This window comes from Shewanella sp. c952, from assembly GCF_019654975.1.
Classification (GTDB): Bacteria; Pseudomonadota; Gammaproteobacteria; order Enterobacterales; family Shewanellaceae; genus Shewanella.
In genome coordinates, this window is the sequence record NZ_BPEW01000005.1 from 89,366 (window position 1) to 103,636 (window position 14,271).

The 14,271-nt window shown below is 44.7% G+C and carries 11 protein-coding genes; 4 read left to right on the plus strand and 7 right to left on the minus strand.

The features are described from left to right. Nucleotides 1-83 precede the first annotated feature (83 nt). Entirely contained in the window at nucleotides 84-758 is a 675-nt protein-coding gene (locus K5R16_RS05735; protein ID WP_220736576.1) for a response regulator transcription factor, read from the plus strand. Continuing rightward, a complete protein-coding gene (locus K5R16_RS05740) occupies nucleotides 755-2,086 on the plus strand; it encodes an ATP-binding protein (RefSeq protein ID WP_220736577.1) in 1,332 nt (443 codons plus the stop codon). Before K5R16_RS05735 ends, K5R16_RS05740 begins: the two co-directional genes overlap by 4 nt. A 78-nt stretch (nucleotides 2,087-2,164) precedes the next feature. Here the strand turns inward: K5R16_RS05740 and K5R16_RS05745 are convergent, their stop codons facing one another. From K5R16_RS05745 to dbpA, 6 genes are all read right to left on the minus strand, one after another. After that, on the minus strand, nucleotides 2,165-2,962 hold the full coding sequence (locus tag K5R16_RS05745) for a DUF1338 domain-containing protein (protein ID WP_220736578.1): 798 nt from the start codon (nucleotides 2,960-2,962) through the stop codon (nucleotides 2,165-2,167). A gap of 234 nt (nucleotides 2,963-3,196) precedes the next feature. Continuing rightward, nucleotides 3,197-4,657 carry a succinylglutamate-semialdehyde dehydrogenase gene (gene astD / locus K5R16_RS05750; RefSeq protein ID WP_220736579.1) on the minus strand — a complete coding sequence of 487 codons (1,461 nt, stop codon included), beginning with the start codon at nucleotides 4,655-4,657 and terminating at the stop codon, nucleotides 3,197-3,199. A 9-nt stretch (nucleotides 4,658-4,666) separates the two neighbouring features. After that, nucleotides 4,667-5,686, minus strand: coding sequence for an arginine N-succinyltransferase (gene astA / locus K5R16_RS05755; protein ID WP_220736580.1), 1,020 nt, complete (start codon nucleotides 5,684-5,686; stop codon nucleotides 4,667-4,669). A 130-nt stretch (nucleotides 5,687-5,816) separates the two neighbouring features. Continuing rightward, nucleotides 5,817-7,034 carry an aspartate aminotransferase family protein gene (locus K5R16_RS05760; protein WP_220736581.1) on the minus strand — a complete coding sequence of 406 codons (1,218 nt, stop codon included), beginning with the start codon at nucleotides 7,032-7,034 and terminating at the stop codon, nucleotides 5,817-5,819. A 522-nt stretch (nucleotides 7,035-7,556) separates the two neighbouring features. Continuing rightward, nucleotides 7,557-8,699, minus strand: a complete 1,143-nt coding sequence (locus tag K5R16_RS05765; RefSeq protein ID WP_220736582.1) for an HDOD domain-containing protein — start codon at nucleotides 8,697-8,699, stop codon at nucleotides 7,557-7,559. A gap of 137 nt (nucleotides 8,700-8,836) precedes the next feature. Continuing rightward, entirely contained in the window at nucleotides 8,837-10,213 is a 1,377-nt protein-coding gene (dbpA, locus tag K5R16_RS05770; RefSeq protein ID WP_220736665.1) for an ATP-dependent RNA helicase DbpA, read from the minus strand. A gap of 361 nt (nucleotides 10,214-10,574) precedes the next feature. Between dbpA and K5R16_RS05775 the strand changes: the two genes are divergently transcribed. Then, entirely contained in the window at nucleotides 10,575-11,864 is a 1,290-nt protein-coding gene (locus tag K5R16_RS05775; RefSeq protein ID WP_220736583.1) for a DsbA family protein, read from the plus strand. A gap of 73 nt (nucleotides 11,865-11,937) precedes the next feature. On the opposite strand, the gene K5R16_RS05780 is transcribed toward K5R16_RS05775, so the two are convergent. After that, complete coding sequence (locus K5R16_RS05780; RefSeq protein ID WP_220736584.1) at nucleotides 11,938-12,147, minus strand: YheV family putative zinc ribbon protein; 210 nt, start codon at nucleotides 12,145-12,147, stop codon at nucleotides 11,938-11,940. Between the two features lie 161 nt (nucleotides 12,148-12,308). Between K5R16_RS05780 and K5R16_RS05785 the strand changes: the two genes are divergently transcribed. Beyond that, a complete protein-coding gene (locus K5R16_RS05785; RefSeq protein ID WP_220736585.1) occupies nucleotides 12,309-14,219 on the plus strand; it encodes an ABC transporter ATP-binding protein in 1,911 nt (636 codons plus the stop codon). Nucleotides 14,220-14,271 lie beyond the last annotated feature (52 nt).

Here is a 14,271-nt window from a genome sequence, read left to right on the forward strand (position 1 = left end):
ACTGTTCATATTACTTTTGAGTTAATACTCCTGTCGAAATCAACGTGTTCAATACTCTGCAGGCATCACTGAGAGCATACTTTATGAAATTACTCCTTGTTGAAGATAACGCGCTACTTGTGGAAGAACTGCTAAAACAGCTTAAACAAGCTGGCTATGTAACTGACACAACAGACAAAATTAGCGAAGCTGATTATCTAATTAAGGAGACCAACTATGATTGTGTCATCCTTGATATTGGATTACCCGACGGTAATGGCCTTGAGCTACTTGAACGCTGGCGTGAACAAGGCATACATACACCAGTGATCATGCTAACGGCACGTAGTCAGTGGCATGAGAAGGTTGAAGGTTTTAACTCTGGTGCTGATGACTATTTAGGTAAACCGTTTCATACTCAAGAGCTCTTGGTCAGGATTCAAGCCTTAATTCAACGTGCTCACGGCAAAGCAAATACACCTAATAAGCAACTAACTTATGCTGGTGTTGCGTTGGATGAAAGCCAACAATCCGTTACCGTCGCCGATAATACTTTTGAACTGACGGCAATGGAGTTTAGGCTATTAAAGATCTTCTTAATGTCACCTAAAAAGCTGTTATCGAAAGCCCAGTTAACAGATAAGCTATATCAATTTGACGACGAGAAAGAGAGTAACGTTGTTGAAGTCTATGTTACTCACCTGCGTAAAAAGTTAGGTAAAACTGCGATAGAAACTCGCCGCGGCCAAGGGTATATTTTTCACGGCATCGTTCAATGATCTCAATCCGTAGCAAACTAAGCCTGTGGTTAACAGGCTTAGTCGTTATCGCCACGATTGTGGCAATTATCTTTTTCGAGTCGATGTTACGCCAAGCTTTTCATGATTCAATTATTGCCCGATTGCAGGAAGATCTACAGCAAGTCCTGCTTGCAACCCATATTGAAGACAGCACCTTTAGAATAGATCAAAGCCAACTTTCAAATTTCTATAAGCCGGTATACTCCGGCCGCTACTATCAGCTTGATCTTCCTGAGCAAGAATTAAGATCACGCTCACTGTGGGATCAACGTTTAGAAGTCGTTGATTTAGAAAAGGGCGAAACCCGCGCTTGGCAAACAAAAGGCCCGCAAAACCACGATATTCAATTATTGTCCATTGGCCTAGAATCTGAAACATCAGGGCTTAATGCGACGCTTACTGTTGCACAGGACTTAAGTATTGGCCGTAAGGTCTTTTCTGAGATCTATGGCACTAAGCTCATCGTTAATCTTGTCATGCTGATGACTATGATAATGGGGATTTTTTTAGTTCTGCGCCAATCCTTTAAACCGGTAAACCAGATGAAAGATACCTTAGCGAAATTACGCGAAGGTGAAATATCCTCTTTCGATCTCAATACCATTCCACTCGAACTGCAACCTCTTGCCTCCAACTACAATGAGCTTTTGCAATATTCAAGCAAGCAGATCGAACGCAGTCGTAATAATCTCGGTAACTTAAGCCATGGTCTTAAAACTCCACTAGCGGTAATGCAGCAACAGGTAGAAGCTTTAGGGTTAAAAGATCCTCAGTCTGCTGAGGCGTTACAAAAGCAGCTCGATCTAGTTCATAAAATGATAGAGAGAAAACTCGCTGCAGCTCGAATTACCGGAGACATGTTGCCTGCGGCCCAAATGCAGTTACCGAAAGATATTGAAGATCTGACACAAACCCTCAAAAAGGTTCATCGTACTAAAAGCATTAATTGCCGTTTTAATATTCCTGCTGATATAAGCCGCTTACCTATGCACCGTGAAGACGGCATGGAACTACTCGGTAACTTGCTAGACAATGCCTTTAAATGGGCTGACAGTGAGATCAGAGTCTGCATTAGCAATCACAATCAGCAGCTACTACTGACGATTGAGGATGATGGCCCAGGGGTTAAGACAGAAGAGCTGGCACAGCTCACTCACCGTGGTAAACGTTTAGACGAAGCAACCATGGGGCATGGGCTAGGCCTATCGATTGTCAAAGATATTGCAGAGCAATACAAAATTGCCTTGCGGTTCGAACACAGTCAGACCCTACCGGGCTTGAAAGTCACACTCGATTTTAGTGATTAGCAAAAAGGTTCAGCCACAAAAAAGCCGGAATGATTCCGGCTTTTTTGTTTGTATCGTTCTAAGCAACTAACGGGCTGTTTAGTTTACGTTAGTACTTTCAAAAATCTTGTCCGCAGACGCAGCCACAAAGCCTGTGTAAAGCTCTCCGTCGGCTTTAGGATAGCGGATGGCAAATTCATAAAAACAGCTAGGGATCTCAACCACAGCGTCTGAGAAGCTAACATTGATCTTGTCCGCCATTGTTGAAGATTGTTCTAGCAATACTTCAGGGCTGCCCTTAACTTCGCCACCAACGGCATTGAGTACAAAGCCTGCCTCTTTAAGTGCATCATTAACTTCAAAAATAGTGTCGAAATTAGGTAGGTGATTAATTGAAACCGTAAAGTGGTTGGCTCGATAACCCAAAGCCGCGACCCAAGCAGCATACTCACTTTCAGCTAATAACGACTCATAGGTCTTGGCGTCTAAATCCCAGTGACGACCCGAGTAAAGGAAGTTATCTGCAGTTGTAGCTGCTGCATCAACCTGCTCAATCAAGCCTTTAATCGTTGTCTGAAGCTCATCGCTGAACTCTTCTACCAACAACTCAGAGATAAATACTTTTGGTTGAGTGCTGTCAGGATGCTCAAAATGCTTAGCGTTAAGCTTCTTAGCTTCAAATTTATAGTCACCGCAAGCAACATAGCCGATAGATTCAAAATGTGCAGCGAGTACATCAAGGTTAACCTTGCTGATATTAAACGTTCGCAGCGCAATATGATCATTGATGATCGTTTCGCCCTTTGAAAGTAACTGATGGACTTTAGCGGCTGATGGGGTCATCTCAATATAATCTTGCCAAAGTGCTTCAAATAACGCGTTTACATTAGTGTGCATCGTTAACTCCTTTACGCCAGCGTGCTTATTGTTTGTTTATGTCACGCGGCTGTACACATTTGAGGGATTTAGCAGCCCCACCTAGGTTGGTAGGTGAAGCCGCTAGTACTTGCTAGATTTGCATTGCATCAACAGTGTTGATACTTGCTCAACCGCTTTAATGGTTCATAAAAGCTGTTGATATAAACAAAAGGGAAGTGCCCCGAGCACTTCCCTTATGATTTAACCGTAAAACTAAATACTCAAACCTGGGCTTAGTTTTGCTGGTAGGCTGACCGCGTCGGCTTCTACTGAAGCAACGGGGTAAGCACAGTAGTCAGCGGCATAAAATGCGCTAGCTCTATGGTTACCCGATGCGCCAACACCGCCAAATGGCGCAGCACCTGAAGCGCCTGTTATCTGTTTATTCCAGTTAACAATACCGGCGCGAATGCGCGCTAAGAAGTAATCATAATCTTCGCGGCTATCAGCCAGTATGCCTGCAGAAAGACCATAGCGAGTCGCATTAGCCAGTCTGATTGCTTCGTCGAAATCGCTATAACGAACCACTTGTAGTAGCGGGCCAAAATACTCTTCATCAGGCAGTTCAATCACGTCAGTGACATCAATAAGACCTGGAGATACAAGACCTGTTCCCGCTTCTAGGTGCGTGAGTTCAACCATTGGTGTAGCGCCTAGGTTGACTAAGTTACGCTGTGCTTCAACCATGCCTTTGGCGGCAGTTTCTGAAATCATAGATCCCATAAACGGCTGTGGCTGTGCATTCCACGCGCCTACTTGAATGTTGTTAACTGCTATTGTTAGTTGCTCAAGCAGTGCATCACCGGCTGCGCCTTTCTCGACATATAAGCGACGAGCACAAGTACAACGCTGGCCTGATGAAATATAAGCAGACTGGATAATGTCATGCACGGCCGCTTTAGTGTCTTCAACACCTTTGATGATCAGCGGGTTATTACCGCCCATTTCTAGCGCTAGAATTTTACCCGGATCGCCAGCATATTGCTGATGCAGGATATGACCAGTGCGAGAGCTACCAGTGAAGAACAGGCCATCGATTTGTGGATGAGACGCCAATGCCTTGCCTGTTTCAACTTCGCCTTGAACAAGGTTAATGACACCCACAGGCAAACCTGCTTTTTCCCAAAGCTTAAGCATAAGCTCAGCCACTTTTGGTGTTAACTCTGATGGTTTAAATACCACAGTATTACCTGCTAACAATGCAGGTACGATATGACCATTTGGTAAGTGACCTGGGAAGTTATAAGGACCAAATACAGCAACCACACCATGTGGCTTATGGCGCAATACGGCACGGCCAGCAGGAGTGTCATTTTCAGAGGTGCCGGTACGCTTGTGAAAAGCCGCTACAGATAAGCCGATTTTGCCAATCATAGCGCCAGCTTCAGTGGCGGTTTCCCACTGTGGTTTACCGGTTTCTTGTGCAATCACTTCAGCCATGTCAGCTTTGTTTGCTTCAAGTTGGTCACGGTATGCTTCAACAATGGCTAAACGTGCTTCAAAGCCAAGCATAAACCAATCAAACTGTGCCTTACGCGCAGCATCGACAGCAGTATTGACCTGCTCTGGCGTCGCCGTTTTGCTGTTCCAAATCACTTCTTGGTTAGCTGGGTTAATTGATGTCACTTCATGACCTAAACCAGCAGTCCATTTACCTTCAATAAATTGTGTCATTTTCTAATCCTACATTGCCAAGACACGGATCTGCTCACCCTCTGCAACCATAAGGCCTGCAGCGGTTTCAGCATCTAAGATCACGTTGTCGTTGTCGTCTGATACAGCTAACTCTGCAGCTGTAGCGCGGTAATTTTCAAGTTGAGTATTTGAAACGATATAGCTGGTTGCAGCCGCTGGTGTATCACCAATGGTCACTGTAAGCAGTCGGCTTTCGCGTACCGAGCGAATATCATTTAGGTTGCACTCTACAGTCGGCCCACCGTCGAAGATATCGACGTAGCCACGGCATCTAAAGCCTTCAGCTTGCAACAAGTTCAGTGCTGGACGTGTATTAGCATGTACTTCGCCAATCACTTTCTGCGCTTCTTCTGGCAGCAAACAAACATAAACTGCATTCTTTGGCATCATCTCTGCCATAAATGCTTTTTGCCCTAAGCCGGAAAGGTAATCAGCTTCAATAAAATCGATACCTAAGAAGTGCTTCTGCAACCAACCATAAAAAGGCGAGTTGCCCTCGTCGTCGCTTTCACCACGCATTTCAGCAATCACAGTTTCGCCAAAACGCTGTGCATGTTGCGCTAAAAATAGGAAGCGGCTGCGTGATAACATGCGGCCATTGTTGTTCTTACGGTAACTTCCTCGTAGGAACAAGGTACACAGCTCTGCCGCGCCAGTGTAATCATGGCATAAAGTCAAAGTCTCAACTTCATTGCGCACATCAATCTGCTCTGAGTGGTAAACTTCGGTGCCAAGGCGGTAATGGTAGAAAGCATCTTCCATACCTACTGCTGCTTCAATACCACAAGTACCGACAACTTCGCCGGTAGTCGTATCTTCAAGCACCATTAGATAGCCTTCATCAAAAGGCTTATCAACCTGTTTTGTAAACGATGCTTCAACTCGCGCAATCTTGCGGCGAAGCAGATCCTCGTTTACTGGTAAAGATGTGAATCCATGGCCTGACTCTTCTGCTATTTGATATAGCGCATCAAAGTCAGTGGATCTAATTGGACGTATAACTAACATCTAGGAGTCTCCTCACTATCACTTGCTATATAACTCTGCAGCACTTTAAAAGCCGCTATTACGAGCTAGCAAACAAGTATCCTAAAGACAAAAAAGAAGCGCTAGAATGATCTAGCGCTTCGTTTGCCAATTAGGCTGCGACTACTTTAGCGACTGCTCGCTCGAAACGCGCTAGGCCTTCCGCGATGTCTGCTTCTGGAATAACCAGAGAAGGAGTGAAACGTACCACGTTTGCACCCGCTACCAAGCTCATTACGCCCTCTTGGATACCGGCTACTAAGAACTCTTTAGCGCGTCCTTGGTACTTTTCATTAACGACCGCGCCAAGCAATAGACCTTGACCACGTACTTCAGTGAATACGTCATACTTGTCATTGATTTTGTTTAGACCGTCACGTAGCAACTGCTCACGCTTTTTAACGCCATCTAACACTTCAGGAGTGTTAACAACGTCAAGTACTGCATTACCAATTGCACATGCTAGTGGGTTACCACCGTATGTCGAACCGTGAGTACCAATCTTAAGATGATCTGCGATCTCTTTAGTTGTCAGCATAGCTGCGATTGGGAATCCACCGCCAAGTGCTTTAGCTGTAGTCAGTACGTCAGGTACCACATCGCCGCGCATGTAAGCATAAAGCTCACCAAGACGACCAACACCAGTTTGAACTTCATCAAATACCAGCAGCGCATTGTGCTTATCACAAAGTGCACGTACCGCTTTTAGGAATTCAGGATCGGCATCGATAATGCCGCCTTCACCTTGAAGTGGCTCCATCATCACAGCACAAGTCTTGTCAGAAAAGACCGCTTCTAGAGCAGCAATATCATTGAATGGTACGTGAGTAATGCTTTGTGGCTTTGGACCGAAACCGTCTGAGTATGCCGCTTGACCACCAACACTTACGGTGAAGAAGGTACGACCATGGAATGCTTTATCAAATGCGATGATTTGATCTTTCTCAGCACCAAACTTATCCATCGCGTAACGACGAACTAGCTTAAGCGCTGCTTCGTTTGCTTCTGCACCAGAGTTGGCAAAGTAAACACGATCAGCAAATGTTGCTTCAACAAGCTTGGTTGCTAGTTCAAGCGCAGGCTCGTTAGTCATAACATTAGATAGATGCCAAAGCTTTTCGCCCTGCTCTTTTAACGCACCAACCAAAGCTGGATGACAATGACCTAAACAATTAACCGCAATACCACCAGCGAAGTCGATAAACTCTTTACCTTCTTGATCCCAAACTCGGCTACCTTCGCCACGAACAGGGATTACAGCTGAAGGCGCATAGTTAGGCACCATAACTTCGTCAAATTGGGCACGTGTAAGATTAGTGTTAACGCTCATTCTTTCTCATCCTTTCTAATTTGCGACCACTTTTATGCAGTCGTTTTCCGCTTGATGCCTTTATCTTATGTAGGTGACATCGCGGTTGTTTGTTTTGCTAGGAGGACATTATTAGCGAAAATGTGATCAAAATACCAGTTTTTCACAACCTTCTAAGAGCTGTTCAGCCTTAATAGTGCATAAAGATTTGCAGAACTGAATTATCAACGCAGATATGGCGTGGGTTTAAGCATATTTAGTCATAAAAAAGTTATCTAGAGCCAATAAACACTAACTATTCAAACTAATTGAATAATTAGCATGGCAAAATAGGCCGTTATAGGCTCTACTAGCGTAAAACTGTTACTTTTTTAACCTTAGTTTGACTAACTAACCATTACAGTCAAATTGATAAAAAATTGTATACATTTTTACAAAGGAAAGTAGCGGAAGTATGGATGTCTATCACCGCTAACCAACAAGGTTGAAACCACTGCATGTTTTGTGCACAGATTGCCAATATCATGCCGCTCGATACTTGTTCTAAAAGAGCGCTAACTTACGATAATCCTGCCCGTTCAGGCGGATCAACTCTTGCTCCGAGAGTTCATAATAATCATACATTGTGCGTCGTTCTGCAGCGCTAATATTGCCAGCCTCATTTAGCAGATAGACACGGGCAAAACAGTTAGCTCTTTCCAACAGCTTTGCATCCTCGTCTAAATCTGCGTATCTCATGCAAGTATCAATCGCTTTGAATGTTGTGGTTAGGCGACTTTGTTCAAAATCAAGCAACTCAAGTAGCTGCCAGTTGAGCGAGTCACTATGACTCAACGCCTGCTGATATACATCGGTGGCGGGAAACTCTGTTGTCATAACGGCGTCATAAAGCTCTTTATCGCGACTAGCACTCGCCTCTCTTAGCCAAGTGCCCCAAGTGGTATCAAACATTTTGGCACAGTTACTAATAACACAAGTGTTTCCTAACTGACTCATCAAGCTACAGCTGTAAAAGAAAGCCCGATCTTTGCCGTGCAACTCAACCAACGTCTGAGCCGCTATCGCACTGATAATACTGTAACGCCATAACTTACGAGTGACCCACAATAATTGAGGTTGGCCGCTAGGCATTAGATGGCGCAGACAAAAATAGGGGATTAGCGCTTGTAGGTTCTCAATACCGATATAGTTAAGCGCCAATTTAATCTCCGTCACTTGTACGTCAGAAGACTTTGGGCGACGGTGCCTGAAGGTTGGACTGTTGATCATATTAAGCAGATCACGTTGTAGCCAAGGTAGACCAATCACTAATGGACGGATCTTTGCTAAATCGATCTGCATTGAATACAACATTTCCAGCAATAGAATTTGCTTTTCATCAAGCCGAGAGTGCTCAAGTACCAACTCTACTGACGAAAGTTGATGCTCAATGGTTCGATTAACACTATTGATAAGTTGTGACGACACCGCCTCATATAAAGCCTGTGCTTGATTCTGTTTATCGAGTCGCGCTCGAATAGCTTCCCTTTCGATTTCGAGTTTATTTGCATCATCTTCAAGCTCAGTATAGATCTCATCAGCAATAGCAACAGGTTTGCCCTTGCCAACAATCAACTGTTGCTGCAGTCGATGCTCTAACTCAATAATTTTACCAGGCTTTACTCCACCCGCTATCGAAATTGCCACAGATAAACCTATTGTTAACGATCTATGTTTTTGGAGGTAATAAATACATAGCAAGTATCATCACCACGATGAGCACCTATAAAAAATCCAGAGAGTCTCTGGATTCTTATCGGCTCAATAACAAACTAATTTAATTGTTAGCGCATTTCCCAGGCGCGATATGAACGCCCTTTCAATTTACCATTAACTATTTTGTGCAGTGCACGCTTGGCAACTTTACGATTAACAGCAACATATGCGCGGTAGTCAGTGATTTTGATTTTCCCCACTTCACTGCCTTCGATACCGTCTTCACCCGTCAGCGCACCTAAAATATCGCCAGGACGCAGCTTCTGCTTTTTGCCACCATCAATTTGCAAAGTAATCATGCTTGGTTGTGTAGGGAAAGTATCGAGTAGATTCTCTGATGGCAGCCCTTCGCTGACGATATCTCGTTCAAGATAATCTTCAAGCAGCGCCACTTTGTAGCCATCTTCATCGCTATAAAACGTATGTGCAGCCCCTTTACTGCCCGCACGACCGGTACGGCCAATACGGTGAATATGAACTTCAGTATCAAAGGCAATATGGTAGTTAATAACCGCATCTAGCGCATCAATATCGAGCCCTCGCGCTGCAACATCCGTTGCCACCATTATCGACACACTCTTATTGGCGAACTGCAGTAAGGTTTGATCTCTGTCTCTTTGCTCAAGATCGCCATGCAACGCCACAACACTAAACCCATCATTCTTTAGCTGCGCCGCCACATCTTTGGTTTCGCGTTTAGTGTTACAAAAAACCACTGCGCTTTCAGGGCGGTGCTGCAATAGCAATAATTTCAATGCACGCATGCGGTCATTATTATTGCCCACTTCATAGAAGTGTTGTTCAATAGTGCTTGTTTCATGCGTCGAAGCGACCTTAACCAACACTGGCTTGAACATTATCGAATCTGCAATAGATTTAATCTGTTCAGGGAATGTCGCGCTGAAAAGTAACGTCTGACGTTCAACCGGAACCTGTTCAACAATGGCTTCAAGTTCAACCTGAAAACCCATGTCTAGCATACGGTCAGCTTCATCTAACACTAATGTGTGCACATCATCTAGATGTAAACGGCCACGATCTAAGTGGTCGATAATACGTCCAGGGGTACCAACAATAATGTGTGCGCCATGCTCAAGCGATCCGATTTGTGGCCCCATTGGCACTCCACCGCAAAGGGTAAGCACTTTAATATTATGGATACCACGGGCTAATGTACGGATCTCTTTAGCCACTTGATCAGCAAGCTCTCGAGTGGGACACATCACCAAAGACTGAATACGAAAACGCTTAACATCTAGCTTGTGCAGTAGACCTAAACCGAAGGCGGCAGTTTTACCCGAACCCGTTTTGGCTTGGCCAATGACATCTTCCCCATTAAGGATTGCCGGTAAGCTCTGTGCCTGAATTGGCGTCATCGACTCAAAACCCATGGTGGTTAAGTTGTCGAGTAACTCAGTTTTGAGCTTTAGGGTTGAAAACGGCACTTGGCCATCGGTATCGAGGACTGATTGAGTCAAAGTTTCTTTCCTAAGTATTCACCGCGAGAATGAAGCTCATTGCTGGCTAATAACAACTAACCAGCTCAATACAAACGGCGGTTTTGCCGATTCTCTGCAGCGATAAAATATAGTGACAAGGGCCTTTTATACACAAGGCCTAAATTGTCGATGATGAATGCTAACTATTATAGCGCGCTATTGTAGCAGTTATTACAATAGATGCAGCATACCCTGGTGTTTTCAGCAATAAAGATTAAAGCCTGCGCTTTACCTTTAACGCTTCGCCGCTTATGTTAAAAATAACTTCTTCAATTAACTCATTATCATGCCCATTAAAACAGCTGTTATGCCTTATCTTGCACAGTGCTTATCCAGCAATGGGTTGCTTAACAGTAAACGCTATCTTATTGAGCTTAAACGCAAGCTGCTACGCCAGCCTCACAATCTAAAAGTGTTTATTAAGATTGATGACCCCTACAGCTATATTTTACTGCAAGTGTTGCCGAAGTTTATCGCTCGCTACAACGCATCTATGCCACTGAGCTTGTCCTTTCACCCAATTGCTTCACATACTCAAAACGCCTTCCCAGAACCACTACTCTGGCAAAAAAATGCCTTCAACGACTGTCAGTATTTGGCCGAGCTATATGATTTGAATTTTCCCAACACAGATTTAAGCTGCGACGCACAAAAAATTACGGCAACTAAAGCACTGATAGCTTGCGGCACCTCAACCACTGATGTTCAGCAATTAGTCACGATTTTTGAGCAGTTTTGGCAGGGAAAACTCGCCAGCAACAACGCTAACTTGAGTCTCGTAGAGGATGAAGCTGTAGCTCGCAATAGTGCATTACTGAAAGCCCTTGGTCATTATCAGGCTGGCACCATTTATTATGGCAACGAATGGTATTGGGGCGTTGATAGGCTCGCCTATTTAGAGCAGCGTTTGATTGCATTAAGTCCTCAGAATCTAACTCCGCGATTGACTAAAACCAGACTCAAACTTGATCTATTGCCGCCACCAAGCAAAACCAATCGTTTCAAGCGGCCCAGCTTAACGCTGTATTTCTCAATTCGCAGCCCATACTCCCATTTAGGGTTAGAGCAAGCTGTGAAGTTTACCAAAAAATATCAAATGCCACTGATTATCAAACCGGTACTGCCGATGGTGATGCGCGGTTTAGCCGTTCCAACAGCCAAAAAAATGTATATCTTTCACGACACCACTCGCGAAGCACGTCGATTAAACATAGATTATGGCAAAGTAGCCGACCCTCTCGGTAAAGGCGTGGAGAGATGTTACGCACTGTTTGAATATGCAGAGCAACAAGGAAAAGCAACCGAGTACCTATTAAATTACTCGCGAGCGGTCAATAGCCTAGGGATACACAGCGATACCGATGCGGGTCTTAAGCGTATTGTTGAGCATAGTGGCTTAGATTGGCTGCATGCCCAAAGCCTGATAGAACAGCCAAACTGGCGTCAATGGGCACAACAGAATCTCGACGAGATGCTAGCGCTCGGTCAATGGGGAGTACCGAGCTTTCATTATCAAGATAACCATCAACAAATTAGTGTCTGGGGGCAAGATAGGCTAGCAAGAATTGAGCAGTTCATTCGCCGTCAAAGCGAATAAAGGAATTGCGCCTAAGCGTTTTTCAGCAGCCCTTGCATGAGCTTACTATTTGCGACTAACAACCGATGTTGGTCTACTCAGGATTAAAGACACCAATGACTGCACCAGTCGCTTTTTTAGCAACTTTTTCATCAGTTTGTTGTTCTCGATAATCACACTCAACACACTCGACCGTTTCAATGCCATTATCTTTAAACAGCACGATAGATTCCTGTGCTTTACACTTTGGGCATTTAGCACCAGCAACAAATCGTTTCTTCACTTTCTTGGTCTTGGTCGTCATCAATTAGATCCCTAAGGGTAAATTCGCGGCTATTTTGCCACAAAAGAACAAATAAGCCGATACATAGCCAGAGTTTTGCCTGTTGGTCATAGCAGTCAGACTAGATTCTAGGCTATTATCCCCTGCATTAATTGCGTTAACTCAGACTCAAGTCGGCATAAATGATCACCATCTCTCAAGCTCAACTCGTTCGAGGGTCTAAAACCCTACTCGACGAAACCTCGTTAACCGTTTATCCGGGCCACAAAGTGGGCTTAGTGGGTGCCAACGGTACCGGTAAGTCATCCTTGCTTGCACTTATCTTAGGTAAGATCTCATTAGATAAAGGTGACTTCTCCATGCCGTCAGGCTGGCAGACCGCAACGGTTGCTCAAGAAACACCTGCACTTGAAGTGGCAGCGATTGAATATGTGATTGATGGAGACACTGAATACCGTGCACTAGAAGCAGAGCTACATAAAGCCCAAGAGGCTGATGATGGCCATAAAATCGCTTTGTTACACGGTAAAATTGACGCCATTGGCGGCTACGCAATCCATAGCCGTGCAGCGAGTCTATTAGCTGGTCTTGGCTTTAGTGAAGCTGAACAATCAAATCCGGTGAAGAGCTTTTCTGGTGGCTGGCGCATGCGCTTAAACTTAGCTCAAGCATTATTATGCCGCTCTGATCTATTGTTACTCGATGAACCCACCAACCACTTGGATTTAGACACCATGTACTGGTTAGAGGGCTGGATTAAGGCGTATCAAGGCACATTGATTCTGATCAGTCATGACCGTGACTTTATCGATGGTATTGTTGACGAAATTGTCCACGTAGAGAACCACAAACTAAATTACTACAAAGGCAACTACACTGCCTTTGAGCACGTCCGTGCAGAGCGCATGGCACAGCAACAAGTTGCCTTTGAGCGTCAACAAAAAGAACGGGCACACATGCAGTCATTCGTTGACCGCTTCCGTTATAAAGCCAGTAAAGCTAAACAAGCTCAGAGCCGCTTAAAAGCACTTGAACGCATGACAGAGCTCTTGCCATCGCAAGCTGACAGCCCATTTCATATGGCCTTTAGAGAACCTGAGGCACTGCCTAACCCGTTAGTCACCATGGAGCAAGTTTCTATCGGCTATGGTGAGGCTGAAATCCTAAAGAAGGTTCACCTGAACTTAGTGCCTGGCGCGCGCATCGGTTTGCTGGGTAGAAATGGTGCGGGTAAATCAACCTTAGTAAAGTTGCTGTCTGGCGAACTATCGCCAATGAAAGGTAAGTACGAAACCAATCCAGGTCTCAATATCGGCTACTTTGCCCAGCATCAATTAGAACTTCTGAGCTTAGATGATACGCCGCTGCAACACCTCGCTCGCCTTGCACCCAACGCTAAAGAGCAAGAGTTACGTAACTTTTTAGGCTGTTATGGCTTTAACGGTGATATGGCCGTTGCACCAGTACGCCCATTCTCTGGTGGTGAAAAAGCCCGCCTAGTGTTGGCACTACTGGTTTGGCAACGCCCAAACCTATTACTGCTCGATGAACCCACTAACCACTTAGATTTAGAGATGCGCCACGCGCTGACGATGGCACTACAGTCATTTGAAGGCGCGATGATTATCGTCTCGCACGATAGGCATTTACTGCGACTCAGTTGTAGCGATTACTACTTAGTCGATCAAGGTGAAGTGAAGAGCTTTGAAGGCGACCTAGACGATTATCATCAATGGTTACTGGATGCAGCAAAGACCGCCAATAAAGACGATGCCGCAATAACAGCTAAACCTGTTCAAGACAAGAAACAGCAAAAGCGTTTGGAAGCCGAGCTTAGGCAAAAGCTATCGCCAATGAAAAAAATCCAAACCAAGCTAGAAAAAGAGCAGCAAAAAGCCAGTGACCGTTTGAGTGAGTTAGAAGAGATGTTAGCGGACACCAGCCTCTATGATGCAGATAATAAACCCAAGCTTACCCAGGTACTAAATGAACGCACTAAGCTCACTCAAGGTCTAGAAGAAAGCGAGATGGAATGGTTGGAAGTTCAAGAACAGATAGAAGAAATTGAACAAAGTGTGCGAGCTTCTGTCTGAGTAGGTAATGGAATAATTTAAAGGGGCATTAGCCCCTTTTTCAATGGACAAT

What these genes read in the sequence shown, in the direction of transcription:
- K5R16_RS05735 (WP_220736576.1), top strand. Translation starts at nt 84, where the DNA reads ATGAAATTACTCCTTGTTGAAGATAACGCGCTACTTGTGGAAGAACTG.
- K5R16_RS05740 (WP_220736577.1), top strand. Translation starts at nt 755, where the DNA reads ATGATCTCAATCCGTAGCAAACTAAGCCTGTGGTTAACAGGCTTAGTC.
- K5R16_RS05745 (WP_220736578.1), bottom strand. Translation starts at nt 2,962, where the DNA reads ATGCACACTAATGTAAACGCGTTATTTGAAGCACTTTGGCAAGATTAT.
- astD (WP_220736579.1), bottom strand. Translation starts at nt 4,657, where the DNA reads ATGACACAATTTATTGAAGGTAAATGGACTGCTGGTTTAGGTCATGAA.
- astA (WP_220736580.1), bottom strand. Translation starts at nt 5,686, where the DNA reads ATGTTAGTTATACGTCCAATTAGATCCACTGACTTTGATGCGCTATAT.
- K5R16_RS05760 (WP_220736581.1), bottom strand. Translation starts at nt 7,034, where the DNA reads ATGAGCGTTAACACTAATCTTACACGTGCCCAATTTGACGAAGTTATG.
- K5R16_RS05775 (WP_220736583.1), top strand. Translation starts at nt 10,575, where the DNA reads ATGCCTTATCTTGCACAGTGCTTATCCAGCAATGGGTTGCTTAACAGT.
- K5R16_RS05780 (WP_220736584.1), bottom strand. Translation starts at nt 12,147, where the DNA reads ATGACGACCAAGACCAAGAAAGTGAAGAAACGATTTGTTGCTGGTGCT.
- K5R16_RS05785 (WP_220736585.1), top strand. Translation starts at nt 12,309, where the DNA reads ATGATCACCATCTCTCAAGCTCAACTCGTTCGAGGGTCTAAAACCCTA.